17 protein-coding genes are annotated in these 22,924 nt (G+C 71.4%); 11 read left to right on the top strand and 6 right to left on the bottom strand.

What is annotated here, in order from left to right:
- Nucleotides 1–67 precede the first annotated feature (67 nt).
- The 4 genes from M2352_RS14370 to M2352_RS14355 all read left to right on the top strand — a co-directional run bounded on the left by M2352_RS14370 (nt 68) and on the right by M2352_RS14355 (nt 4,254).
- The gene (locus tag M2352_RS14370; RefSeq protein ID WP_264665160.1) at nt 68–1,090 is read left to right on the top strand and encodes an alpha/beta hydrolase family protein; all 1,023 of its coding nucleotides are present in this window, start codon (nt 68–70) and stop codon (nt 1,088–1,090) included.
- Between the two features lie 87 nt (nt 1,091–1,177).
- A complete protein-coding gene (locus M2352_RS14365; RefSeq protein WP_264665159.1) occupies nt 1,178–2,383 on the top strand; it encodes a urate hydroxylase PuuD in 1,206 nt (401 codons plus the stop codon).
- On the top strand, nt 2,380–3,693 hold the full coding sequence (gene guaD / locus M2352_RS14360) for a guanine deaminase (protein WP_264665158.1): 1,314 nt from the start codon (nt 2,380–2,382) through the stop codon (nt 3,691–3,693). Before M2352_RS14365 ends, guaD begins: the two co-directional genes overlap by 4 nt.
- Nucleotides 3,694–3,765: 72 nt before the next feature.
- Nucleotides 3,766–4,254: an SH3 domain-containing protein gene (locus M2352_RS14355; protein ID WP_264665157.1), complete on the top strand. Its 489-nt coding sequence runs from the start codon at nt 3,766–3,768 to the stop codon at nt 4,252–4,254.
- Nucleotides 4,255–4,259: 5 nt separating this feature from the next.
- On the opposite strand, the gene M2352_RS14350 is transcribed toward M2352_RS14355, so the two are convergent.
- Both M2352_RS14350 and M2352_RS26500 read right to left on the bottom strand, forming a co-directional pair.
- On the bottom strand, nt 4,260–4,703 hold the full coding sequence (locus tag M2352_RS14350) for a bacteriohemerythrin (protein WP_264665156.1): 444 nt from the start codon (nt 4,701–4,703) through the stop codon (nt 4,260–4,262).
- Nucleotides 4,704–4,823: 120 nt separating this feature from the next.
- Nucleotides 4,824–5,228: a DUF4169 family protein gene (locus M2352_RS26500; RefSeq protein WP_319802040.1), complete on the bottom strand. Its 405-nt coding sequence runs from the start codon at nt 5,226–5,228 to the stop codon at nt 4,824–4,826.
- Here M2352_RS26500 and M2352_RS14340 point away from each other — a divergent pair.
- Nucleotides 5,209–8,553, top strand: a complete 3,345-nt coding sequence (locus tag M2352_RS14340; RefSeq protein WP_264665155.1) for an AsmA family protein — start codon at nt 5,209–5,211, stop codon at nt 8,551–8,553. The two genes, M2352_RS26500 and M2352_RS14340, sit on opposite strands and share 20 nt — an antisense overlap.
- Before the next feature lie 80 nt (nt 8,554–8,633).
- Nucleotides 8,634–9,416, top strand: coding sequence for a 3-hydroxybutyrate dehydrogenase (locus M2352_RS14335; protein WP_264665154.1), 783 nt, complete (start codon nt 8,634–8,636; stop codon nt 9,414–9,416).
- Between the two features lie 105 nt (nt 9,417–9,521).
- Here M2352_RS14335 and M2352_RS14330 read toward each other — a convergent pair whose 3' ends face one another.
- Genes M2352_RS14330 through M2352_RS14315 form a run of 4 tightly spaced genes read right to left on the bottom strand, consistent with a single transcriptional unit; the run spans nt 9,522 to nt 13,102 of the window.
- Nucleotides 9,522–9,815, bottom strand: a complete 294-nt coding sequence (locus tag M2352_RS14330; protein ID WP_264665153.1) for a ferredoxin family protein — start codon at nt 9,813–9,815, stop codon at nt 9,522–9,524.
- Complete coding sequence (locus tag M2352_RS14325) at nt 9,812–11,113, bottom strand: FAD-dependent oxidoreductase (RefSeq protein WP_264665152.1); 1,302 nt, start codon at nt 11,111–11,113, stop codon at nt 9,812–9,814. The genes M2352_RS14330 and M2352_RS14325 overlap by 4 nt, the downstream gene beginning before the upstream one ends.
- Nucleotides 11,114–11,141: 28 nt before the next feature.
- Complete coding sequence (locus M2352_RS14320; protein WP_264665151.1) at nt 11,142–12,221, bottom strand: electron transfer flavoprotein subunit alpha/FixB family protein; 1,080 nt, start codon at nt 12,219–12,221, stop codon at nt 11,142–11,144.
- 29 nt (nt 12,222–12,250) lie between these two features.
- Complete coding sequence (locus M2352_RS14315) at nt 12,251–13,102, bottom strand: electron transfer flavoprotein subunit beta/FixA family protein (protein ID WP_264665150.1); 852 nt, start codon at nt 13,100–13,102, stop codon at nt 12,251–12,253.
- Between the two features lie 291 nt (nt 13,103–13,393).
- On the opposite strand from M2352_RS14315, the gene M2352_RS14310 reads away from it, so the two are divergent.
- From M2352_RS14310 to M2352_RS14290, 5 genes are all read left to right on the top strand, one after another.
- Nucleotides 13,394–15,043, top strand: a complete 1,650-nt coding sequence (locus tag M2352_RS14310) for a tetratricopeptide repeat-containing glycosyltransferase family protein (protein WP_264665149.1) — start codon at nt 13,394–13,396, stop codon at nt 15,041–15,043.
- Complete coding sequence (locus tag M2352_RS14305; RefSeq protein ID WP_264665148.1) at nt 15,040–16,149, top strand: acetoin utilization protein AcuC; 1,110 nt, start codon at nt 15,040–15,042, stop codon at nt 16,147–16,149. Before M2352_RS14310 ends, M2352_RS14305 begins: the two co-directional genes overlap by 4 nt.
- The gene (locus M2352_RS14300; protein WP_264665147.1) at nt 16,146–19,448 is read left to right on the top strand and encodes a DEAD/DEAH box helicase; all 3,303 of its coding nucleotides are present in this window, start codon (nt 16,146–16,148) and stop codon (nt 19,446–19,448) included. The genes M2352_RS14305 and M2352_RS14300 overlap by 4 nt, the downstream gene beginning before the upstream one ends.
- Nucleotides 19,449–19,462: 14 nt before the next feature.
- On the top strand, nt 19,463–19,933 hold the full coding sequence (locus tag M2352_RS14295) for a hypothetical protein (RefSeq protein WP_264665146.1): 471 nt from the start codon (nt 19,463–19,465) through the stop codon (nt 19,931–19,933).
- A 105-nt stretch (nt 19,934–20,038) separates the two neighbouring features.
- On the top strand, nt 20,039–22,834 hold the full coding sequence (locus M2352_RS14290) for an ATP-dependent DNA helicase (protein WP_264665145.1): 2,796 nt from the start codon (nt 20,039–20,041) through the stop codon (nt 22,832–22,834).
- Nucleotides 22,835–22,924 lie beyond the last annotated feature (90 nt).

Here is a 22,924-nt window from a genome sequence, read left to right as displayed (position 1 = left end):
TAGAGGCCGGGGTGTTGGTTTCCGGCGGCAGCCTCCCCATGTCTTCGCGGCTTGGATGGGGGGAAGAATGCTCAATCACGGGATCGGCATGGCCGTTGCGCTGGGGTTGGGGCTGCACGCCGCCTCCCTGCGAGCCGACGAGGGGGCGGACCGTGCCCCCGGTTTCCGCACGCTGACGGTGGAGGCCCCCGCCCGTGGACAGGCCATCGGGGCCACCGTCTGGTATCCCGCCAAGGACGGCGGCGATCCGGCGGTGTTCGGGGCATCGCCGGTCTTCACCGGCGTGGCCGGGCGCCGCGGGGCGGCGGTGGCGGACGGACGCTTTCCCGTCGTGCTGATCGCCCATGGCGGGCTGCGCGCCAATCCGGGGGCGGCGGGGTGGATCGCCGCGGCCCTGGCCCGGCGCGGCACCGTCGCCGTCATCGCCCATCCCCCGCCCCTGAAACCCACCGACGCCCGCCGGGCGGTGGCGGAGGCGTGGCTGCGCCCCGGCGATCTGTCGGCGGCTCTCGACGCCGTGCTGGCCGACCCGGAGCTTGCATCCCATACGGCGCCGGGCCGGGTGGCGGCGCTGGGGTTCTTCATGGGCGGCACGTCGGCGCTGGCCGTGGCCGGCGGGCGTCTGGACGGGGAACGGTTCCGCGGCTCCTGCGATGCCCCACGCCGGGGGCCGGACTGCGGCTGGTTCGCCGCCCAGGGCGTCGATCTTCACGCCGATGCCGCGGGGCCGGAGGCGGGGGCCAGCCGCCGCGATCCCCGCGTGGCGTTGGCCGTGGCCGTCGATCCCGAACTGGCCGACAGCTTCGCCCCCGCCAGCCTGTCCCCGCCGGCGGCTCCTGTGCATCTGCTGCACACGGGACCGGCGGCGGGGGCGCTGAAAACCCTGATCCCCGGCGTGGAGCCGGAGGCGCTGCCCGCCGCCACGCCGTTCAGCCTGTTCGGCGTCTGCACCGCCAAGGCCGCCGCCATCCTGGAGGACGAGGGGGAAGACCCCGCCCTGTGCCGCGATGGCGGCGTGCCGTCCCGCGCGGCGATTCACGACCGCATCGCCGCACGCATCGCCACCCTGCTGGACCGGGGCCTGCACTGATTTTCCGCCGTCCCCGCACGGCCCATCTTTCCGCGGCGCACACGCCGGCCTTACACTGACCCAATCGTCATGGCGAAGGGGCGGTTCATGGACGCGGTGCTTTGGGAATGGGTCAATCTGGCGGCGCGCTGGCTGCATGTGGTGACGGCCATCGCGTGGATCGGGTCGTCGTTCTACTTCATCCACCTCGACGCCAGCCTGCGGCGGGCCGACGGCCTGCCCGCCGGGGCGGCGGGGGAGGCGTGGCAGATCCACGGCGGCGGCTTCTACCACATGGTCAAGTATCTGGTCGCCCCCGCCCGGCTGCCGGAAAAGCTGACGTGGTTCCTGTGGGAAGCCTACAGCACCTGGCTCAGCGGGTTCTTTTTGCTGTGCGTGCTCTATTACCGCGGGGCGGATCTGTACCTGATCGACCCGGCGGTGCTGGCGCTGCCCCATTGGGGGGCGGTGGCGATCAGTGTGGCTGCGCTGGCGCTGGGCTGGACCGTCTATGACCGGCTGTGCAAATCGCCGCTGGGCCGCAACGACACCACGCTGGCCCTGGCGGGCTTCGTGTTTCTGGTGGCGGTGGCGTGGGGGCTGACGCACCTGTTCACCGGGCGCGGCGCCATGCTGCACATCGGCGCGCTGATGGCGACCATGATGTCGGCCAACGTCTTCCTCGTCATCATTCCCAACCAGCGCAAGACGGTGGCGGCCATGCTGGCGGGCAGGATCCCCGACCCGGCGCTGGGGAAGCAGGCCAAGCAGCGGTCGCTGCACAACAACTACCTGACCCTGCCGGTGGTGTTCCTGATGCTCAGCAACCATTACCCGCTGGTCTTCGCCACCCGCTACAACTGGGTGATCGTGGCGGTGGTGCTGGTGATGGGGGCAGCCATCCGCCATTTCTTCAACAGCCGCCACGCCGGCAAGCCCACCCCGTGGTGGACCTGGGGCGTGGCCGCGGCGGGGTTCGCGGCCATCGTGCTGCTGTCCGCCGCCGGCCCGCGCCACGCGGTGGCCGCTGCGCCCGTTCCCGCATCGGTGGATGTGGCGGCGGTGGAGGAGATCGTGCTGTCCCGCTGCTCCATGTGCCACGCCGAAACCCCGGTGTGGGAAGGGCTGGCGTCCCCGCCCAAGGGGGTGCGGCTGGATGATCCCGCCGCCATCCGCCGCCACGCGCCGCTGATCCGGCTGCACGCGGTGCTGACCGACGCCATGCCCCCCGGCAACGTCACCGGCATCACGGCGGACGAGCGGCGGACGCTCGCCGCCTGGGCCGAGGCGGTTGGGACGGGGGTGGTGCGATGACCGCCGTCGTACGCGCCATCCGCGGGCGGCTGTTCAGCTTCACCGCCGAACCGGCGGGGGCGGGCGATGCCGCCAGCTACACCCTGATCCCCGACGGCATGCTGCGGGTGGAGGACGGGCGCATCGCCGCCGTCGGCCCGGCGGCGGTGCTGGAACCCCATCTGCCGCCCGGAACCCCGGTGGAGGATCATGGGGAACGGCTGGTGATGCCGGGCTTCATCGACCTGCACATCCATTTTCCCCAGACCCAGGTGATCGCGTCCTATGGGGCGCAGCTTCTCGACTGGCTCACCACCTACACCTTCGCCGAGGAACAGAAGTACGGCGACCCGGCCTTCGCCGCCCGGCAGGCGCGGTTCTTCCTCGACGAATTGCTGCGCAACGGCACCACCACCGCCGTGGTCTACGGCTCGGTCCACCCGGAATCGGTGGAGGCGTTCTTCGCCGAATCCGAGCGCCGCGGCACCGCCATGATCGCCGGCAAGGTGATGATGGACCGCCACGCCCCGGCCCCCCTGTGCGACACCGCCCAGCGCGGCTACGACGACTCCAAGGCGCTGATCGGGCGCTGGCACGGGCGGGGGCGGCAGCGCTACGCCGTCACCCCGCGGTTCGCCATCACCTCCACGCCCGAACAGTTGGATGCGGCGGGGGCGCTGCTGTCGGAACACCCGGACTGCTACCTGCAAACCCACCTGTCGGAAAACCATGAGGAGATCCGGCAGGTGGCCCGCCTGTTCCCCGCCGCCCGCGACTACACCGACGTGTACGGCCGTTTCGGCCTGCTGGGGCCGCGGTCGCTGTTGGGCCATTGCCTGCACCTGTCCGACGGCGAGCTGGCGCGGCTGGCCGCGTCGGGGGCGGTGGCGGTGGCGTGCCCCACGTCCAACCTGTTCATCGGCAGCGGGCTGTTCGACGCCGCACGGGTGCGGGGTGCCGGGGTGCGCACGGGGCTGGCCACCGACGTGGGCGGCGGCACCAGCTATTCCATGCTGCGCACGGCGGCGGAACTCTACAAGGTGCTCCAGCTTCAGGGGCAGAACCTGCCGGCCCTGGCCGCCTTCTACACCATGACCCGCGGCAACGCGCTGGCGCTGGGGATGGGGGATGCCATCGGGACGTTCGTGCCCGGCGCCTGGGCCGACGCGGTGGTGTTGGACCCGTCGGCCATTCCGGCGCTGGCCCACCGGATGAAGACCGCCCGCGGGCTGGAGGATGAGCTGTTCGCCCTGATGACGCTGGGCGACGAGCGGGTGGTGACGGCCACCTATGTCCAGGGATGCCGTGACATCGCTACAACCACAGCTTAACCGGCTTCACGGCAAAGCCGCGCTGGCGTACAGTCCGCCGCTGCTGCGCCGCAAGAATATGAGGGTTTGGTGATGGTGAGGATGTCTCGGGCGGTTCCGGTCCTTCTGGCTCTGGCGTTGAGCCTGCCGGTGACGGGCTGCGGCTGGCGGTTCGGCGGCTCGGCCCCGCCGCCCCCGGCGGCTGAGACGGCGCCCAAGGGACTGCTGCCCGTGTCGGGCGAGTGGGAGGCGGGAAAGAACGCCAACCTGCGCTCCGCCCCCACCACCAGCGCCGCCGTGGTCGGGCGCCTGTCGCTGGGCCAGCCGGTGAAGGTGCTGGGCCGGGTGCCCAACACCGACTGGTTCGCGCTGCAGGCGGCGGGCGGCATGGCCTATGTCCGGCTCGACCTCCTGGAACTGCGCGGCACCAACCAGAGCAGCCCCCGCGGCACCACCACCGTCATGCCCAAGCCCGCCGACAACGACGGTCCGGCCATGAAAGCCGCCCCGCGCACCAAGGTGCAGGCCGCCCCCATCAAGGGCACCGCCATCCAGGCCACGCCGGTGCCGGACCCGTCGTAACCGGCTTACGACGGGGCCTTCAGCGCCTCCAGCCACAGGCCCAGGTCGCGGACCTGCTGCGACCGGCCCAGCCGGTTCATGTCGTCGGCGATGTCCAGGTCGTGGACGTTGGAATGGCTGACGAACCACGCGCGCAGCAGATGCACGTCGCCGGACGGCAGCGGCCCGCTTTCGCCCGCCCGCGCTTCCAGCGTGGCGATGTACTGGATGAAGTGGCGGTGCTTTTCGCAATGGTCCGCGTAATCCAGCGACAGGATCTGGCGCATCAGCGCCTCCTCCTCGTCGAAATGCTCCTGCAGCAGCCGTTTCAGCGCGGCCAAATCGGCCAGATCCACCGTGTCCTGTTCCAGGATCCCGTCCAGGGAATCCAGGATGGCGGTATGCTGTTCATCGACCTCCGACACGCCGGTCGGTTTCAGCAGGCCGTCGATGGGATCGTGAGGGGTCATGCCGGGTACCTCGGGCCATCTCCTGCCGGTCAGGGGACGGGTCTGTTGTGACGGGTGCCGCCGGTTTTGGCAAACCCGGACCTTGCGGCGCCGTGCCGCAGGGCGTGCGCAGGGAAAAGGTCAATCGCCGCGTTTCTTTCCGTCGAGATCGCGGTTGCGGCGGTCCTCCTCGGTGCGGTCCTGGACGCGTTCGGCCTTGGTCCGGCCGAAGCGCACGCGGTTCTCGGCGGCTTCGTCCTCTTTGCGGCGGCGTTCCTGCTGTTTGCGGAAACGGTTCAGGTTCACGATGTCGCCCATGGAGCACCTCTGCGGAAATCGCCAAAATCCGGCGCTGGCGGCAGCTTTGCCGCGGGAATGCCCAAATTCCTTGGCTTCTGTTGTGCCGCCGTCCGTCCGGGGCAAAAGAGTACCCGAACACGGCACGTCGGAGAAGCCTTGCCCGAAGGCTGCCGGGCGGGCATCGTTCGGGCGCAGACGACGGGTGGAGAACCGCGGTGGAGATCCGGTGAAGAAGATCCTGATCACGGTTGGGGCGGTCCTGGGGGGTGGGGCGGCGCTGCTGCTGGCGGCGCCGGCGCTGATCGACTGGACCGCATACAAGGACGAGATCGCCGCCCAGGTGAGCGAGGTGACGGGGCGCCCGCTGGAACTGGCCGGGCCGATCCGCCTCAGCCTGTTGCCCGTGCCGACGCTGGTGGTGCGCGACGCCCGGCTGGCCGGCCCGCCGGGGGCCGCCGAGCCGGTGATGGCGCGGCTGAAGGAACTGGACGTGTCGGTGGCGCTGTGGCCGCTGCTCAGCGGGCGCATCCAGGTGGAAAGCGTCACGCTGATCGAGCCGGTCTTCGTGTTCGAGGTGCTGGCCGACGGCCGCTTCAATTGGGATTTCAACGGCACCCGCGCCCGCCCCGCCATCCCCAACCCCGCCGGCAGCGGGCTGGCCGGGGCCATCAGCTTCGATCAGGTGACGGTGGAGCAGGGCACCATCGTCTACCGCGACGCCGCCCGCGGCCAGACCGAAACCATCGGCGGGGTCAACGCGCGGGTGGTGGCCTCGTCCATCACCGGGCCGCTGCAGGCGCAAGGGTCGTTCACCCTGCGCGGCCTGCCCATGAAGGGGGACGTCAACGTCGGGCGCCTGTCCGAAGGCACCGCCGCGTCGCTGCGAGTCGGGATGTCGCTGGTGGACTCCGACGCCACCGTCCGTTTCGCCGGCATCATCACCGGGGCCGCCATGGGCGGCGAGGCCGCCCCCGGCGTGCGGCTGCAGGGCGAGGTGCGGGCCGAGGGCGACGATCTGGCGCGCACCCTGTCGGTGCTCCAACCGGTCATCGGCACCGCCCCCGCCGGGGCGCCGCCCCAGCCCTTCACCCTGAAGGCGGCGGTGGAGGCATCGCCGGGCACCGTGCGCCTGTCGGCCCTGGAAACCGTGGTGGGCGACACCCACGCCAGCGGCACGGCCTCCTACCGCACCGGCCCCGCCGCGCCCGGTGGCGCCCCGGCTCCGGTCCCGGCGCAGGCGGAGGTGTCGCTGTCGGTCAACCGTCTCGACCTGGACGGCTGGCAGCAGCGGGCGGCGCAGAAGCCGGCCTCGGCGCTGCCGTCCCTGTCCGCGCTGCCGTCGCTGGGGAACGCGCTGGGCGGCGGTTCCGCCGGCAGGACGGACCGCAGCGACCCCGCCGCGGCCCCGGACTGGCCGGCGTTCCCCGCAGGGGTGGAAACCCGCGTCGATCTGGCGGTGGAATCGGTGACCTGGAACGGGGCCGCGGTGCAGAAGCTGCGGGCCGAGGGCACGGTGAGGGAGGATGCCGTCACCCTGGAGCGGGCCGGCGCCCTGCTGCCCGGCGGGACCGAGGTGGGGCTGGCCGGCACCGTCAGGCGCGCGGAGAACGGCGAGCCGGCGGCGGCCCTGCGGCTGGGGGCCGGCACGGCCAATCTGCGCGGCCTGCTGGACTGGCTGAAGGTGGACACCGCCGCCGTGTCCGCGGACCGTCTGGCCAAGGCGTCCATGCAAGCGCAGGTGGGCCTGCGCCCCGGCGTGGTGGAGGTCAGCGGGCTCGACCTGACCGTGGACGGCACCCGCGCCACCGGCGGCGTCACCTATGCCGCCGCGGGCGGCAACCGCCCGCGCCCGGCGCTGGGCGTGCAACTGGCCATCGACCGGCTGGACGCCGATGCCTATCACCTGACCGCGGCGGCGTCCCCGTCCCCGTCCCCGTCTCCCGCGGCGGAATCGCGGCCGGCGGCGCGCAACGGCGGCGGCATCGCCCGCGGCATGGCGCCCACCCCGGCCCCGGCGCGGTTTCTGGACGGTTTCGACGCCCATCTGGCGCTGTCCGCGGGGGAGCTGACCATGGCCGGCGTGCCGGTCAGGGGGGCCGCCCTGGACGCCACCGTCGCCCGGGGCACCCTGACCATCCGGGATGCGCGGGTGGACGATGTGGCCGGTGTGTCGGGCCGGGTCCGTGGCACGCTGGCCGGGATCCTGCCGCTCCAGGGGGCGGATCTGACGGTGACGGCGCGGGCGGACAATCTGGCCGCGGCGGCGCGTCTGCTGCCGTGGCCGGCGGCGGTCCCGGCGCCCGAACGGCTGGGGCCGGTGGCGCTGGACGGGCGGCTGACCGGCGATGCCGCCGCCTTGGGCGTGGAGGTGGTGCTGAAGGCCGCCGGCGGCACGCTGCAGGCGGGCGGGGTGGTGCGCAACGCCGTCCACACGCCGCCGGGCCAGATGCCCGACTCCGCCCTGACCGTCCGGGTCACCCACCCCGACCTGTCGGCGCTGGCGCCGCTGGTGACCGATGGGGCGGTGGCGCTGGGCGGGGCGCTGGATCTCTACACCGACATGACCGCCGCGGGGGCGGCGGTGACGCTGAACAACATCCAGGGCCATGCGCTGGACACCGCCGTCGCCGGCCGGGTGGAGGTCGCCCTGGACGGCGAGCGTCCGCGGGTGGAGGCGGCGCTGCAGACCGGCGGGCTTGACCTGGAGCGGCTGATGGGTGGCACGGCGCCGGCCTCCGCCGCCCCGTCCCCGTCCCCGGCCAAGGAACACGAGACGGTGCAGCCGCTGCCGCTGGGCTGGCTGCGGGCCGCCGACGGGCGGCTGTCGCTGACCGCCTCCTCCATCCGCATGGGCGGGTGGCGTCTGGACGACGCGGCGCTGAAGGCGTCGCTGTCCGATGGCGTTCTGTCGCTCGATCCCATGGATGCCCGCTTTCTGGGCGGGCGGCTGGGGGTGAGCGGCACCCTGTCGGCACCGCCGGGGCAATCGCCCACGGCGGCGCTGTCGCTGACCCTGGTGGGCGCGCGCCCTGACGGGACGGGGGCGGCGGGCTTTCCCTTCGGCATCGCCGATGGGGCGGTGGATGCCAGCTTCGACCTGACCACCGTCGGCGGCAGCCGTCAGGCGATGGCCCTGGGCATGGCCGGCACCGGCACGGTGACGGTGCGGGACGGGCGGCTGGGCGGGGTGGATTTCGCCGTCCTGCGCGACCGGCTTCCCCGCGTGGCCCGCCCGCAGGACGCGCTGGAGGCTCTGACCGCGGCCATGAAGGGGGGCGTGACGCCGTTCGACACGCTGACCGCGACGGTCACCGCCGACCACGGCGTCCTGCGCACCGACGACGCCCGCATGACGGCACCCCTGGGGCAGGCGGCGGCGGCGGGGTCGTACGACCTGCTGGCCGGCACCGTGACCGGGCAGGTGACCATGACCCCCGCCACCGAAACCGACGCGCCGCCGGTCACCCTGCGCCTGTCGGGTGCGGCGGATGCGCCGTCGCGGTCCCTGGACATGGCCCCGGTGCATGCCTTCCTGACCCGCCGCGCGGGCGGGGAGGGGGGAGCGCCGTAACCCGCACGCCACCCTGGACGAACGCCGGGGATGGCGTACATTCCTGCCGTCTCGACGAAAACCACGGGCAGGAACGCGCCATGTTGAAGGGTAAGGTCGCCATCGTCACCGGCTCCACCAGCGGTATCGGGCTGGGCACGGCCCGCGCCCTGGCCGGTGCCGGGGCCGACGTGATGCTGAACGGCTTCGGCGCGCCGGATGCGGTCGCCTCGCTGGTGCGGGACATCGCCGGGGAACACGGGGTGCGGGTGCGGCACAACGGCGCCGACCTGACCCGCACCGACGGGGTGGAAGCGCTGGTGGGGGAGACCCTGGCCGCCTGGGGGCGCATCGACATCCTGGTCAACAACGCCGGCATCCAGCATGTGGCCCCGGTGGAGGATTTCCCCGTGGAGCGCTGGGACGCGGTGATCGCGCTGAACCTGTCGGCGGTGTTCCACGCCACCCGTCTGGCCCTGCCGGGGATGAAGGAGCGCGGGTGGGGCCGCATCGTCAACATCGCGTCGGCCCACGGGCTGGTGGCCTCGGCGCAGAAGGCGGCCTATGTGGCGGCCAAGCACGGGGTGGTGGGGCTGACCAAGGTGGTGGGGCTGGAGACCGCCGGCACCGGCGTCACCTGCAACGCCATCTGCCCCGGCTGGGTGCTGACGCCGCTGGTGCAGGCGCAGATCGACGCGCTGGCCGCCGCCCGTGGCCTGACCACCGACGCCGCGCGGGCCGAATTGCTGGGCGCCAAGCAGCCGTCGGGGGATTTCGTGACGCCCGAACAGATCGGCGGCTTCACCACCTTCCTCTGTTCCCCCAGCGCCGACCAGATCACCGGGGCGGCCCTGTCGATCGACGGCGGCTGGACGGCGCAGTAAAGGGGGAGCGGGCACAAAAAAACCCCTCCGTCCACAAGAACGGAGGGGTCTCCAGAGTTGGCGGATAGGAGAGGGTCCAGCCGCCGGATGGTCGGGCGGCCTGCCTCAGCCGAACTTATAACTGATGCCGTAACCGCCGCGCGGGTAGTCCCAGAGAACATTTTCCTTGTCCTGGCACACCACCCGGCAGGTGCCGCATTCCAGGCAGCCGTCGGTGACCAGGGTCACGGTGCCGGCTTCGTTCTTGGAATAGCAGGCCGCGGGGCAGCACCACGTGCAGGGCTGCGTTTCGCAGGTCTTGCAGGTCTCCTCGTTCTTGATCGCGATGTGCGGACGGCTTTCATCGACGATGTAGCGGTTCTGGTACAGCTTCTCTTCGACTTTGATCATGTGGCTCATCGGAACGCCCTCACCAGCTTGAACGCATCACCCACCAGACCCATCACCGACCGCTTCTTGGCGAAGGACTTCATGATCTCCTTCTCCTTGGTCAGCTTGTCCACGCTGTCCACGGTGAAGAGATTGTGCGCCGCACCGTTGATGAGGTCGGGGTAGTCGGTAAAGAACTGCTTGTTGCCGTGCATCACGCCCGGCAGGTTCCGGTATTTCTTCAGATCCTTCATGATGAAGCTGCCGTCCAGCTTCGCCTTGTAGGCGGCCAGATTGGCCGTGGTCATCGGACGGCCGGACCGCTTCAGCTCGATGATGGTCTCCGCCGCCATGCGGCCCGAGGCCATGGCGAGGTTGGAGCCTTCGCGGTGGGCGGCGTTGTTGAAGTGGGCGGCGTCGCCCACCACCATCCAGCCGTCGCCGTAGAGCTGCGGCACCGCCTTGTACCCGCCCTCGGGGATCATGTGGGCGGCGTATTCCTTCATCTCGGCGTTCTCCACCAGCGGCTTGATGACCGGGTGGTTCTTCAGATCCTCCAGCATCTTGTACGGCGCGGTGTTGCCGGCCTTGAAGTCGGAGATCAGGCAGCCGATGCCGATGGTCAGCGATTCCTTGTTGGTGTACAGGAACGCCGTGCCCACCATGCCCTTGGTGACCTTGCCCATGATCTCGATGACGACGCCCTCGTCGTCCTTGATCCCGAACCGCTGCTCGATGAGCTGCGGGTCGATGAACATGATCTCCTTGACCGCCAGCGCCACGTTTTCCGGCTTGGCTTCCTGCTGGAACCCGGCGCGCTTGGCCAGCAGCGCGTTCACGCCGTCGGCCATCACCACCACGTCGGCGTGGATCTCGCCGCCCACGCGGTCGGTGCGCACGCCGGTCACGCGGCCCGCCTCGTCACGGATCAGCTCGGTGACGGTGGTTTCGCAGATCTGGAGCGCACCGGCCCCGCGCACCTTCTCGCCCCACCACTTGTCGATGTTGGCGCGGATGATGGTGTAGCGGTTGGGGGCGTCGTTGTTGAACGCTTCGGACCGGTAGTTGGTGCCGATGTAGCTGTCGTCGCCCAGCAGCCAGATGCGCTGTTCGATGATGTGGCGCTCGGTGGGGCAGTCCTCGCGGAAATCCGGAATGATCTTTTCCAGTTCCGACGAATACATGATGCCGCCCTGGACGTTCTTGGCGCCGGGATATTCCCCGCGCTCAAGCTGCAGGACGTTCAGCCCCGCCTTCGCCAAGGTGTAGGCCGCCGCGTTGCCGGACGGGCCGGCCCCGATGACGATGGCGTCGAACTTCTCAACCATGTCTCTTGGTCCTCCTTCGGGCCCGTGGTCAGCTTGCCAGCCGGTTGACCGACAGCTTCTTGGCGAAGGCTTCGGTCAGGGCGGGCAGGATCTTCAGCGCGTCGCCCACGATGCCGTAATGGGCGAATTCGAAGATGGTGGCGTTGGGATCGGTGTTGATGGCCAGGATCAGGTCGGACTTTTCCATGCCGACGCGATGCTGGATGGCGCCGGAGATGCCGGCGGCGATGTAGAGCTTGGGCCGCACGGTCTTGCCGGTCTGGCCCACCTGACGGTCGTTGCCGACCCAGCCGGCCTGGACCAGCGGGCGGGACACGCCCACCTCGGCCCCCAGCACCTTGGCCAGATCCCACACCAGCTTCATGTTCTCTTGCTTGCCCAGGCCCTTGCCGGCGGACACGATGATGTCGGCGAAGGCGAGCTGGGCTTCGTTCTGGGCGCTGTCGGGGATGAAGTTCAGCACCTTGGTGACGATTTCGTCCTCGACCAGGGTCGGGGTGACCTCGATCACGCGGCCGATGCGGGTTTCGTCACGGTCGGGCATGGCCATCACGCGGGGCCGCACGGTGGCCATCTGCGGGCGGTAGGCCAGCGTCTGGATGGTGCACAGCAGCGTGCCGCCGAAGGTCGGGCGGGTGGCCGCCAGGCTGCGGTTCTCGGCGTAGATGTCGAGTTCCGTACAGTCGGCGGTCAGGCCGGTGTTCAGCGTGGTGGCGATGGCGCCGGCCAGGTCGCGGCCCAGCGTGGTGGCGCCCAGCAGAACGATTTCCGGCTTGTAGGTGTTGACCACCTCGGTCATCACCTTGGAATAGGGGTCGGTGCGGTAGTCCTTCAGGCACGGGTGCGTGACCTTGTAGACCACGTCGGCACCGAAGCCGAAGGACTCGCCGCAGATGCGGTTCAGGTCCGGGCCTTCGGCGCCCAGCACCACGGCCGCCACCTCGACCCCCAGCTTGTCGGCCAGCTTGCGGGCTTCGCCCACCAGCTCCCACGACACGGAATGGACCTGTCCGCGTTCCTGCTCGATGATCACCCACACACCCTGATAGACCTTCAGGTGTTCGGGAAGCTGGAAACGGCGTCCTTGCGGCTTGCTCGGTTGGCTCATCGTCGTCGCCTCGTCGGGGCTAGCGGTTGTCAGTGGCCGGCGGCGGCGGCGCCGAGCAGGTCGGCGGCCAGCTTGGGCTGGACCGTGAAGACGGTATCGACCGCGGCAGCGGCCAGCGCCACGGGATCGCCGCCGTCCACCTCGATGAACTTGGCGCGTTCGGCGCGCGGCTTGGGCACGAACACCTTGGACACCACGGTGGGCGACCCCTTCAGGCCGACCTTGTTCTCGTCATCGACGCAATCGTCCTTGCTCCACACCTTCAGCGGGGTGCGGGCGGCGCGGAACATGTCGTCCATGGTGCCGAAGCGGATGGTGTTGGTGCCTTCCAGCATGGTGATCATGCAGGGCATCGTGGTCTTCAGCACCTGCACGCCCCCTTCGGAGCGGCGCTGCACCGTGATCTGGTTCGTCTTCTGATCGACGTCTTCGATCTTGGTGATGTAGGTCAGCTGCTGCAGGCCCATGCGGGTGCAGATGCCGGGGCCGACCTGGGCGGTGTCGCCGTCCACCGTCTGCTTGCCGCAGAACACGATGGAGACCGGCTCCTCCTCCTCCAGCTTGCGGATGGCGGAGGTCAGCGCGTAGGACGTGGCCAGCGTGTCCGAACCGGCGAACTTGCGGTCGGTCAGCAGCACCGCGGAGTCTGCACCGAAGGACAGGGCCTTGCGCAGCGCCGCCTCGGCCATGGGCGGACCCATGGTCAGGACGGTGACGCGGGCACCCGTCGCGTCCTTGATGCGCAGAGCCTCTTCCAGCGAGAAGAGGTCGTAAGGATTGATGATCGCCGGCACACCCTGACGCATGATGGTGTTGGTGACAGGGTGGATGCGGATCTGCGCGCTGTCTGGCACCTGCTTAATACAGACGACGATGTGCATTCCGGTCTCCTGCGGCCGTGGACGTGCGCGGGTCGTCGCGCCTGAACCGGCAAAGTGGGTACGGCATTTGTGCGGTCCCCCGGCGGGTACGCCCATCCGGGGGTGATCGGGCTGGCTGGAAAAATGCAATAGCTGTGCCAGCGGATGATTTTATCCCAAAACCTTGATTCCGCTTGGTTTCACCCCAGTTTCAGAACCGTTTGACCTTTGTCGCAAAGCCGACAAGGCGGGTTAGGTGTCGGTTTCGCTACACCCGCTTTGTGCGTATAACCTCATGGCATGAGCAGCCCATTGACAATTGACAGTCTGCTGGCGGACGCGGTGGCCTGTCACCGCGCCGGGCGGGCGGCGGCGGCGGCGGCGGGGTACGCCGCGGTGCTGGCCCGCGACCCCGGCCACGGCGATGCGCTGCACCTGTCCGGCGTGGTGCTGGCCCAGCGGGGCCGCTTCGCCGAGGCGGTGACGGCCATGGCCCAGGCGGCGGCGCTTTATCCGGCGGCGGACGGCTACCGCGGCAATCTGGCCGCCGCGGCCCGGCGGCTGGACGGCGGCGCCCTGGCCGTGGCGGTGTCGGCGGCGGCGGACGCGCTGTTCGACCGGGGGCACAGGCCGGCGGCGGCGGCGCTGTACCGCTGGGCGGCCCTGCTGCGGCCCGGCGACGTGGCGGCGTGGTTCAACGGCGCGCTGGCCCGCGGCGGCGGTGACGGGGCGGTGTCGGGTTTTCGCCACGCCCTGGCGCTCGACCCCGGTTTGACGGCGGCGGCGGACGAGTTGGGCGGCATCGCCTTTGCCGCGCGGGACTACCACGGGGCGGTGGGCTGGTTCCGCCGCGCCGTGGAAAGGGGCGGGAACGCCGCGGCGTGGCGGCGGCTGGCCGACGCGGTGAAGGGCACCGGGGATTACGCCACGGCCTGCCGGATCTATGAACGCAGCCTGTGCCTGGACCCGGCGGACGCCGGGGTGTGGTTCAACCGGGGGGTGACGCTGGGCGACGACGGGCGGCGGGAAGAGGCCATCGCGGCCTATGACCGCGCGGTGGCGCTGGACCCTGCGCGCCCCGGCCCCCGGTTCAACCGCGCCCACCGGCTGCTCCAGGCCGGGCGCTGGCCCGAGGGCTGGCGGGATTGGGACGCCCGGCTGGCCGAGGCGGTGGCCGTGCCCCGCCGCGGCCGGCCTTTGTGGCGGGGGGAGGCGATGGCGGGCCGGACCCTGCTGCTCTATGCCGAACAGGGGCACGGCGACGGCATCCAGTTCAGCCGTTACGCCCCCCTGGCCGCCGCCCGGTCCGGCGCGCGGGTGGTGATGGAATGCCCCCCGGCCCTGGTGCGGCTGTTCCGCCGCCTGCCCGGCGTGGACGCGGTGTATCCGCTGGAACAGGCCCCGGATTTCGACGCCGTGGCCCCCCTGATGAGCCTGCCCGGCCTCTTCGGCACCACGCCGGACACCGTGCCGCCGCCGGTCTTGCCGCCCGTCCCCCGGTCGGCGGCCATCCCGCCGGGGCGGCGGCGGGTGGGGCTGGTGTGGCGCAGCGGCGACGACACCGGCGACCCGCGCCGTTCCCTGCCGCCGGAGGCCCTGGCGCCGCTGCTGGCGGTTCCGGGGGTGGACTGGGTGGGGCTGCAGATGGGGCCGGCGGCGGGGACCGTTCCCGGCCTGCCCGACGGCACCGAGGGCATTGCCGATTTCGCCGATACCGCCCAGCGCATGGCCGGGCTGGACCTGATGGTCAGCGTGGACACCGCCGCCGCCCATCTGGCCGGGTCGCTGGGGCTGCCGCTGTGGGTTCTGCTGCGGCACGACGCCTGCTGGCGCTGGCTGGAGGGGCGGGACGACAGCCCGTGGTATCCCACCGCCCGGCTGTTCCGCCAGACCGTGCCCCACGCGTGGGGGCCGGTGGTGGAGAGCGTGGCGGCGGCGCTGCGGGCGTGGGCGGCGTCATGAGTCCGCCGGTGTTCATCGGCGGGGAGATCTACCGCCATTCCAGCTACGGCTCCCGCCACCCGCTGTCGATCCCGCGGGTGTCCACCGCCATGGACCTGTGCCGGGCCATGGGGTGGCTGGACGGGGCGGTGTACTGCGACGGGCCGATGGCGTCGGTGGCGGAGCTGGCGCGGTTCCACGACCCCGCCTTCATCGACGCGGTGTGGGCGGCGGAGGCGGCGCAGCGGGTCGATCCGGCCACGGGCGCGCGCTTCAACCTGGGCCGCATCGACAATCCCATCTTCCCCGAGATGTACCGCCGGCCCGCCACCTCCGCCGGGGCGGCGCTGCTGGCGGCCGACCGGCTGGCCGAGGGGCCGGGCGTCGTCTACAGCCCCGCCAGCGGCACCCACCACGCCCGGCGGGACCGGGCCAGCGGCTTCTGCTATTTCAACGCCCCGGTGCTGGGCATCCTGCGGCTGCTGGACCGCGGGTTCCGCCGGGTGCTCTATGTGGATCTCGACGCCCACCACGGCGACGGGGTGGAGGAGGCGTTCGCCGGCGACGGGCGCGTCCTGACCATCTCAGTGCACGAGGACAACCGCTGGCCCTTCACCGGCAAGGTGGAGGACCGGGCCGGCGGCACGGCGCGGAACCTGCCGGTGCCGCAGGGGTTCAACGACAGCGAGATGGCCTATGTGATGGACCACGCCGTGCTGCCGCTGGGCCGTGCCTTCGCGCCCGAGGCGCTGGTGATCCAGACCGGCGCCGACGCCCTGGCCGAAGACCCCTTGAGCCGGCTGGAGCTGTCCAACCATGCCCTGTGGGATGCCGTGCGGGCGCTGGTGCCGCTGGCGCCGCACTTGCTCGTGGTGGGTGGCGGCGGGTACAACCCATGGACGGTCGGGCGCTGCTGGGCCGGCATCTGGGCCATCCTGAGCGGCCACGACCCGTGCGGGACGCCGACGCCGGAGGCCGAGGACATTCTGCGGGCGCTGACGTGGCACCGGGCCGCCGGGCGCAACCCGCCGGAACACTGGTTCACCACCTTCGCCGACACCCCGCGCCCCGGCCCGGTGCGGGACGCGGTGAAACGGGTGGTGGAGGAGGTTTTGCGCGCGCCATGAGAAATCTGTCCCCCGAGGATGCCTCCTTCACCCGTGCCGATCTGGAACGGGCGTTCGATCCGGGAACGCTCAAGCGCGGCCTCGATTACCAGCGCAAAGGGGCGGTGGCGGACGTGGGGTTCGACGACGGCCCGACCGTCTGCGCCGCCGTGTGGGGAACCGAGCCCGACCCGTACGAGGTGGAGGTCACCATCCGGCGCACCCGCAAGGGGCAGCCGCTGATCGAGGGGTTCTGCACCTGCCCCGTGGGCTACAACTGCAAGCATGTGGCCGCGGCCCTGCTGGCGGCTCTGGACATGAGTATCCAGCCGGGACCGCAGGCGGCAGGGGAGGGGTTGTCCGGCCCGGCGGCGGCGTGGCTGCGGGCGCTGGAGGCGGTGGCCGCCGGTCCCGGTGGCGCCCAGCCGGCGGACGAGGCGGTCATCTATGTGCTGACGCTGGCCGATACGGCCCAGGGCCGGCGGCTTCCCGCCATCACTCCCACCGCCGCCCGGCGGCGCAAGTCCGGCGGCTGGGGCAGCGGGCGGCCCATCACCTTCTTCACCCTGGCCAATTCCCAGGCCCGCGGAGTGACGGCGGACGACCGCACCACCGCCCGCATCGCCGGAGCGTCCAACATGGACACCGACCTGCCGCAGGAGCCGGCGCTGGTGGACGCGCTGATGGAGCGGCTGGCGGGTACGGGCCGGCTGGTGTGGGGCAAACTGGACGGGCCGGTGCTGGCGCTGGGGCCGGCGCGGACCGGGGCGCTGGGCTGGGCCACCACCGAGCGCGGCGAGCAGAGGCCGGTTCTGACCGTGCCCGACGGGGTGGAGGGGGTGACGGCGCTGCCCCTGGCCAGCCCCTATTACGTGGATCCCGCCGCCGGGGTGGTGGGAAAGCTGACGGTGCCGCTGGCCCCCGCCGTGCTGCGGGCGGTGATGACGGCCCCGCCGTTGCGGGCACGGGACGCAGCGGTGGTGTCGCGGGCGCTGCGCCAGCGCCTGCCGCACCTGGACATCCCGCCGCCCAGTGCGGAGATGACCGAGGTGGTGGTGGCCGACCCGCCGGTGCCGGTGCTGACTCTGTCCACCGAGATGCGGTCCTCCGGTTACTGGCCTCCTTCACCCAAGGGCGCCGGGGGCATTCCGTACGACCTGATGCACCTGACCTTCGACTATGGCGGGATCATGGTGGACCCCACCACAGCGCCGCAGGAACTGCGTTCGGTGGACGGGCAGCGGGTGATCGTGCGGGAACGCAACGTGCGGGCGGAAAAGGAGTGTTTCAACACGCTCCGCCCCCTCGGCGTGATGGCCGCCAGTTACGTGACGGTGCGCAGGCCCGGCTTCGCCCTGTCCCTGCCCGATGAGGCCGGCTGGCCCGATTTTCTGCACCGCGCCGTCCCGATGCTGGAGGCCGAGGGGTGGCGGGTGGTCTCCGACCCCAGCTTCCGTCACCGGCTGGTGGCGGCGGACGGGGAATGGAGCGCCGATTTCGACGACCAGGGGAGCGGCTGGTGGTTCTCCCTGGATCTGGGCATCGAGGTGGAGGGGGAACGGATTCCCCTGCTCCCCATTCTGGTGGCGGCCCTGAAGCGCCTGCGCCCCGGCGAGGGGGTGGAGGCGCTGGCCCACGGCGGCACGCTCTACGCCGCCATCGGCAACGGGCGCACCCTGGCGCTGCCGTTCGAGCGGGTGCGCGCCGTGCTGGCGGTGCTGGTGGAGCTGTTCGACGGGCTGAGCCTGGGCGACGACGGGCGGCTGGCGGTGTCGCTGGGGCAGGCCGACGGGCTGGCCGCCATCGCCGACGCGGTGAAGCTGCGGTGGATCGGCGGCACCCGCCTGCGCACGCTGATCGACCGGCTGCGCGGTGCCGGCGGGGTGACCGCCCAGCCGCCCCCCGCCGGGCTGGCGGCGGAGCTGCGCCCCTATCAGCGCGACGGCTTTTCCTGGCTGCAGTTCCTGGCCCGCAACGATCTGGGCGGGGTGCTGGCCGACGACATGGGGCTGGGCAAGACGCTCCAGACCATCGCGCACCTGCTGGCGGAAAAGGAGGGCGGCCACCTGACCAGCCCGGCCCTGGTGGTCTGCCCCACCAGTCTGGTGCCCAACTGGCTGGGAGAGATGGCACGCTTCGCCCCGTCCCTGCGCACGGTGGCGCTGCACGGGCCGGCGCGGGCAGCGCTGTTCGACGGGCTGGGGGAGGCGGATGTGGTGGTGACCACCTATCCCTTGCTGGTACGCGACGCCGCGGTGCTCACCGCACGGGACTGGCATGCCGTCATTCTGGACGAGGCGCAGGCCATCAAGAACCCCAGCGCCAAGGCGACCCAGGTCGCCTGCCGGCTGAACGCCCAGCACCGCCTGTGCCTGTCCGGCACGCCGGTCGAGAATCATCTGGGGGAGGCGTGGTCGCAGTTCGCCTTCCTCCTTCCCGGCCTCTTGGGCGATTCCAAGACCTTCACCCGGCTGTTCCGCACGCCCATCGAGAAGAAGGGGGACGGCGACCGCCGCACCCTGCTGTCCAGCCGGCTCAAGCCCTTCCTGCTGCGCCGGACCAAGGGGCAGGTGGCCGCCGACCTGCCGCCCAAGACCGAGATTGTCCGCCGCCTGGACCTGAACGGTACCCAGCGCGACCTGTACGAGGCCGTGCGGCTGGCCATGAGCGAGAAGGTGCGGGCGGAGGTGGCGGCCAAGGGCATGGCCCGCAGCCACATCATGATCCTGGACGCGCTGTTGAAGCTGCGGCAGGTGTGCTGCGACCCGCGTCTGGTCAAGCTGCGGCAGGCCAAGGCGGTGAAGGACAGCGCCAAGCTGGGCTACCTGATGGAGATCCTGCCGGCCCTGATCGAGGACGGGCGGCGGGTGCTGCTGTTCTCCCAGTTCACCAGCATGCTGGATCTCATCAAGGTTGAGGTGGAGCGGGCCGGTATCACTTATGTGGAACTGACCGGCGACACGGTGGACCGGGCAACGCCGGTGGCGGCGTTCCAGGCGGAGACGGTGCCGCTGTTCCTCATCAGCCTGAAGGCGGGCGGGGTGGGGCTGAACCTGACCGCCGCCGACACGGTGATCCATTACGATCCCTGGTGGAACCCGGCGGTGGAGGATCAGGCCACCGACCGCGCCCACCGCATCGGCCAGGACAAGCCGGTGTTCGTCTATAAGCTGATCGCCGCCGGCACGGTGGAGGAACGGATGCTGGAGATGCAGGAGCGCAAGCGCGGTCTGGCCGGCGCCCTGTTCGACCCCGATTCCGCCGGCTTTGCCGGTTTCGAGGAAGCGGACCTGGACGCGCTGTTCCAGCCGCTGTCATGAGGGAACGAGAGAGCATGAGCGGAGCGGATACCCGGACGGTGGCGTGGGACGATCTGGTGCGGTTCCAGATTCCCGCCGACTGGTCCATCGACACGGAGGAGCACGAAGGCAAGCCGGTGCTGGCGCTCCGCCCGCCGGGCGGGCAGGGGGTGCTGCGGGTGGTGGCCGACACCATCGCCGCCAAGGACAGCCCGGCCTATACCCTGCGGGAAGTGGCCCTGCGCTTCGTGCGCCCCGACGACGGGCGGGCGTCGGACCGTGTGCTGGAGGACCGCCCCGGCGGCGGCATCATCGCCACTGCGGTGATGGTGACGGAGGAGGATGGCCGCCGCGAAACCCATTACCTGTGGCTGGCCGGCGTCGAGGCCACCGCCTCGGTCCGCGTCGCCATGTTCAGCTTCGCCGCCCCGGCGGAATGGGACGGCGCTTTGTCGGACGTGCTGGGACCGTTGGACGAAGCGATTAGGACAGCCGAGATTCTCTAAGGGTTCCAAGGGCCTCCCGGCCCTTGGCGGGGAAGCGCGAAGGGGTGGAACCCCTTTGCCACGGTGTGCTCGCTTTGTACCCTTTTTCCGCCTATAGTCGCCGCCATGCCCGGTCCCGCCGTCCAATCCCCCTATCTTCCTCTCGACGAGGCGCCTGCCGTCGTGGTGCGCGCGCGTCATGGGGTGATCCTGTCGCCGGACGGGGAGGTGGAAACCCTGCCGCTCGACCGCTTGGCCGGACGGCTGCGCGGGACCATGCCGGTGGTGTGCCACGGGCGCGCGCTGGCGCGGCGGCTGGGGATGGACCCGTTCCCGGCCTATGACGTTCTCGAACTCTATGCGTTCGTAAAGCCCGCCACCTTCTGCCTGCCCACCCCCCGCGGGCTGGCCGACGCGCTGGGCCTGCCGCTGCCCGAGGGGGCGGAGGCCGACGCGGTGGCGTTGCTGCGGGCGGTGCCGCGGCTGTTGCGCACGCTGGCCGCACCGGGGCGGGCGGAGTCCTCCGATCCCGTGGCCATCGCGTGGGAGATGGGCAAGGCCGGGTGGCCGTGGGCCGGTCCGGTGCTGCACGCGCTGAACATGCCCCAGGGGCCGGAGCGCGCCCGCGCGCTGGCCGGGCTGAAGGTCTGGGCCGGCCTGAAGGAATGGGAGGAGGGCGCGCCCGTCCCGCCCCCCACCCACACCGCCGTCGATCCCGAAGACGCCCGCCGCCGGCTGGCACAGATGCTGACCGCCGAGGTGGCGGGCAAGATGGCCGAACCCCGCCCGCAGCAGGCCGATTACGCCAGCGCGGTGGCCGCCGCCTTCGCCCCCCGGCCCGCGCCGGAAACCCCCAACGTGGTGCTGGCGGAAGCCGGGACGGGGGTGGGCAAGACGCTGGGCTATCTGGCCCCCGCCACGGTGTGGGCGGAAAAGAACGGCGGGGCGGTGTGGGTGTCCACCTACACCCGCAATCTTCAGCATCAGATCGACGCCGAGCTTGACCGGCTGTTCCCCGACCCGGCGGAAAAGGCCCGGCGGGTGGTGCTGCGCAAGGGGCGCGAGAACTATCTCTGCCTGCTGAACCTGGAGGACGCGGTGCGCGCCGCCCCCGCCCAGTACGGCATGGGTGCGATGGTGGCGGCGGGGCTGATGGCGCGCTGGGCGGCGGCCACCCGCGACGGCGACCTGTCGGGGGGGGATTTCCCCGGCTGGCTGGTGGATCTGCTGGGCCGCCCGCGCACGCTGGGGCTGGCCGACCGGCGGGGAGAGTGCGTCTATTCCGCCTGCGACCATTACAGCAAATGCTTCATCGAAAAGAGCGTGCGCCGGGCCCGGCGGGCGGAGGTGGTGATCGCCAACCACGCGCTGGTGATGATCCAGGCGGCCTTGGGCGGCGGTGACGACATGAACCAGCCGACCCGCTTCATCTTCGACGAGGGACACCATGTGTTCGACGCCGCCGACAGCGCCTTCGCCGGCCATCTGACCGGGCGGGAAACGCACGAGCTGCGCCGCTGGTTCCTGGGCGTGGAAGAGGGCGGGCGGGGCCGTGCCCGCGGGCTGAAGCGCCGCATGGAGGATGTGGTGGCCGGCGACGACGAGGCGTCGGCCCTGCTGGACGCGGTGCTGGAGGCCGCCCGCGTGCTGCCGTCGGAAGGGTGGGGCGCGCGCCTGTCCGCCGACAACCCCACCGGCCCCACCGAACGTTTCCTGCTGCTGGCCCGCGCCCAGGTCTATGCCCGCACCGCCGGGGATGCCGGCCCCTACAGCCTGGAGGCCGACACCGCCTATCCCGTCGATGGGCTGCTGGAGGCGGCGGCCAATCTGGACGCGGCCCTGGCCCGGCTGGCCGAGCCGGTGACCAATCTGGCCCGCCGCCTGGCCCAGCGGCTGGACGACGAGGCGGCGGAACTGGACAGCGACCAGCGCCGCCGGCTGGACGCCCTGTCGCGGAGCCTGACCCGCCGGGGCACCATGACTCTCGCCGCGTGGCGGGACATGCTGAAATCCCTGTCCGACGCCACGCCCGTGGCCTATGTGGACTGGTTCGCGGTGGAACGGGCGGAGGGGCGGGACGTGGACGTCGGCCTCTACCGCCACTGGATCGACCCCACCGTGCCCTTTGCCGAGGCGCTGGCGGGCCAAGCGCACGGGATGGTGGTCACCTCCGCCACGCTCACCGACGGCACCGGCGATCTTCAGGCCGACTGGGGTGCTGCGGAGGCGCGCAGCGGCGCTTCCCACCTGCCGCGCCCGGCGGTGCGGGCGCAGGTGCCGTCACCCTTCGACTACCGCAACCAGACCCGTGTGCTGGTGGTGACCGACGTGCGCAAGGACGATCTGGCGCAGGTCTCGGCGGCCTACCGCGAGTTGTTCCTGGCGGCGGGCGGCGGGGGATTGGGGCTGTTCACCGCCATCAGCCGGCTGCGCAGCGTCTATGACCGCATCGTGGAGCCGCTGGACACGGCGGGGCTGCCGCTCTACGCCCAGCATGTGGACCCGCTGGACGTGTCCACCCTGATCGACATCTTCCGGGGGGAGGAGCACGCCTGCCTGCTGGGCACCGACGCGGTGCGCGACGGGGTGGACGTGCCGGGGCGGTCGCTGCGGCTGATCGTGTTCGACCGCGTGCCGTGGCCGCGGCCCGACATCCTGCACCGGGCGCGGCGCAACAGCTTCGGGCGGCGGCGGTACGAGGACATGATCGCGCGCCTTCGCCTGAAACAGGCGTTCGGGCGGCTGGTGCGCCGGGCCGACGACGTGGGCGTGTTCGTCCTGCTGGATCCCATGATGCCCAGCCGCCTGTTCGGCGCCTTCCCCGAGGGCGTGGAGGTGCGCCGGGTGGGCCTGCGCGAAGCGGTGGCCGAGACCCGCGGGTTTCTGCTGGGGCCGGGACGGGACAATACCGGGTTCTCTTGAACCCGGTATCGGCCGCGACGGCGGCCGGGCGCCCCCATGGGCGCGGAGGCAAGCGGCCGGATGGCCGCGCCCGCCGATTGAGGGAAAAAA

This window comes from Azospirillum fermentarium (assembly GCF_025961205.1).
Lineage (GTDB): Bacteria > Pseudomonadota > Alphaproteobacteria > Azospirillales > Azospirillaceae > Azospirillum > Azospirillum fermentarium.
The sequence above is the reverse complement of the archived record's forward strand: the minus strand, read 5'-3'. Positions and strand labels throughout refer to the sequence as shown.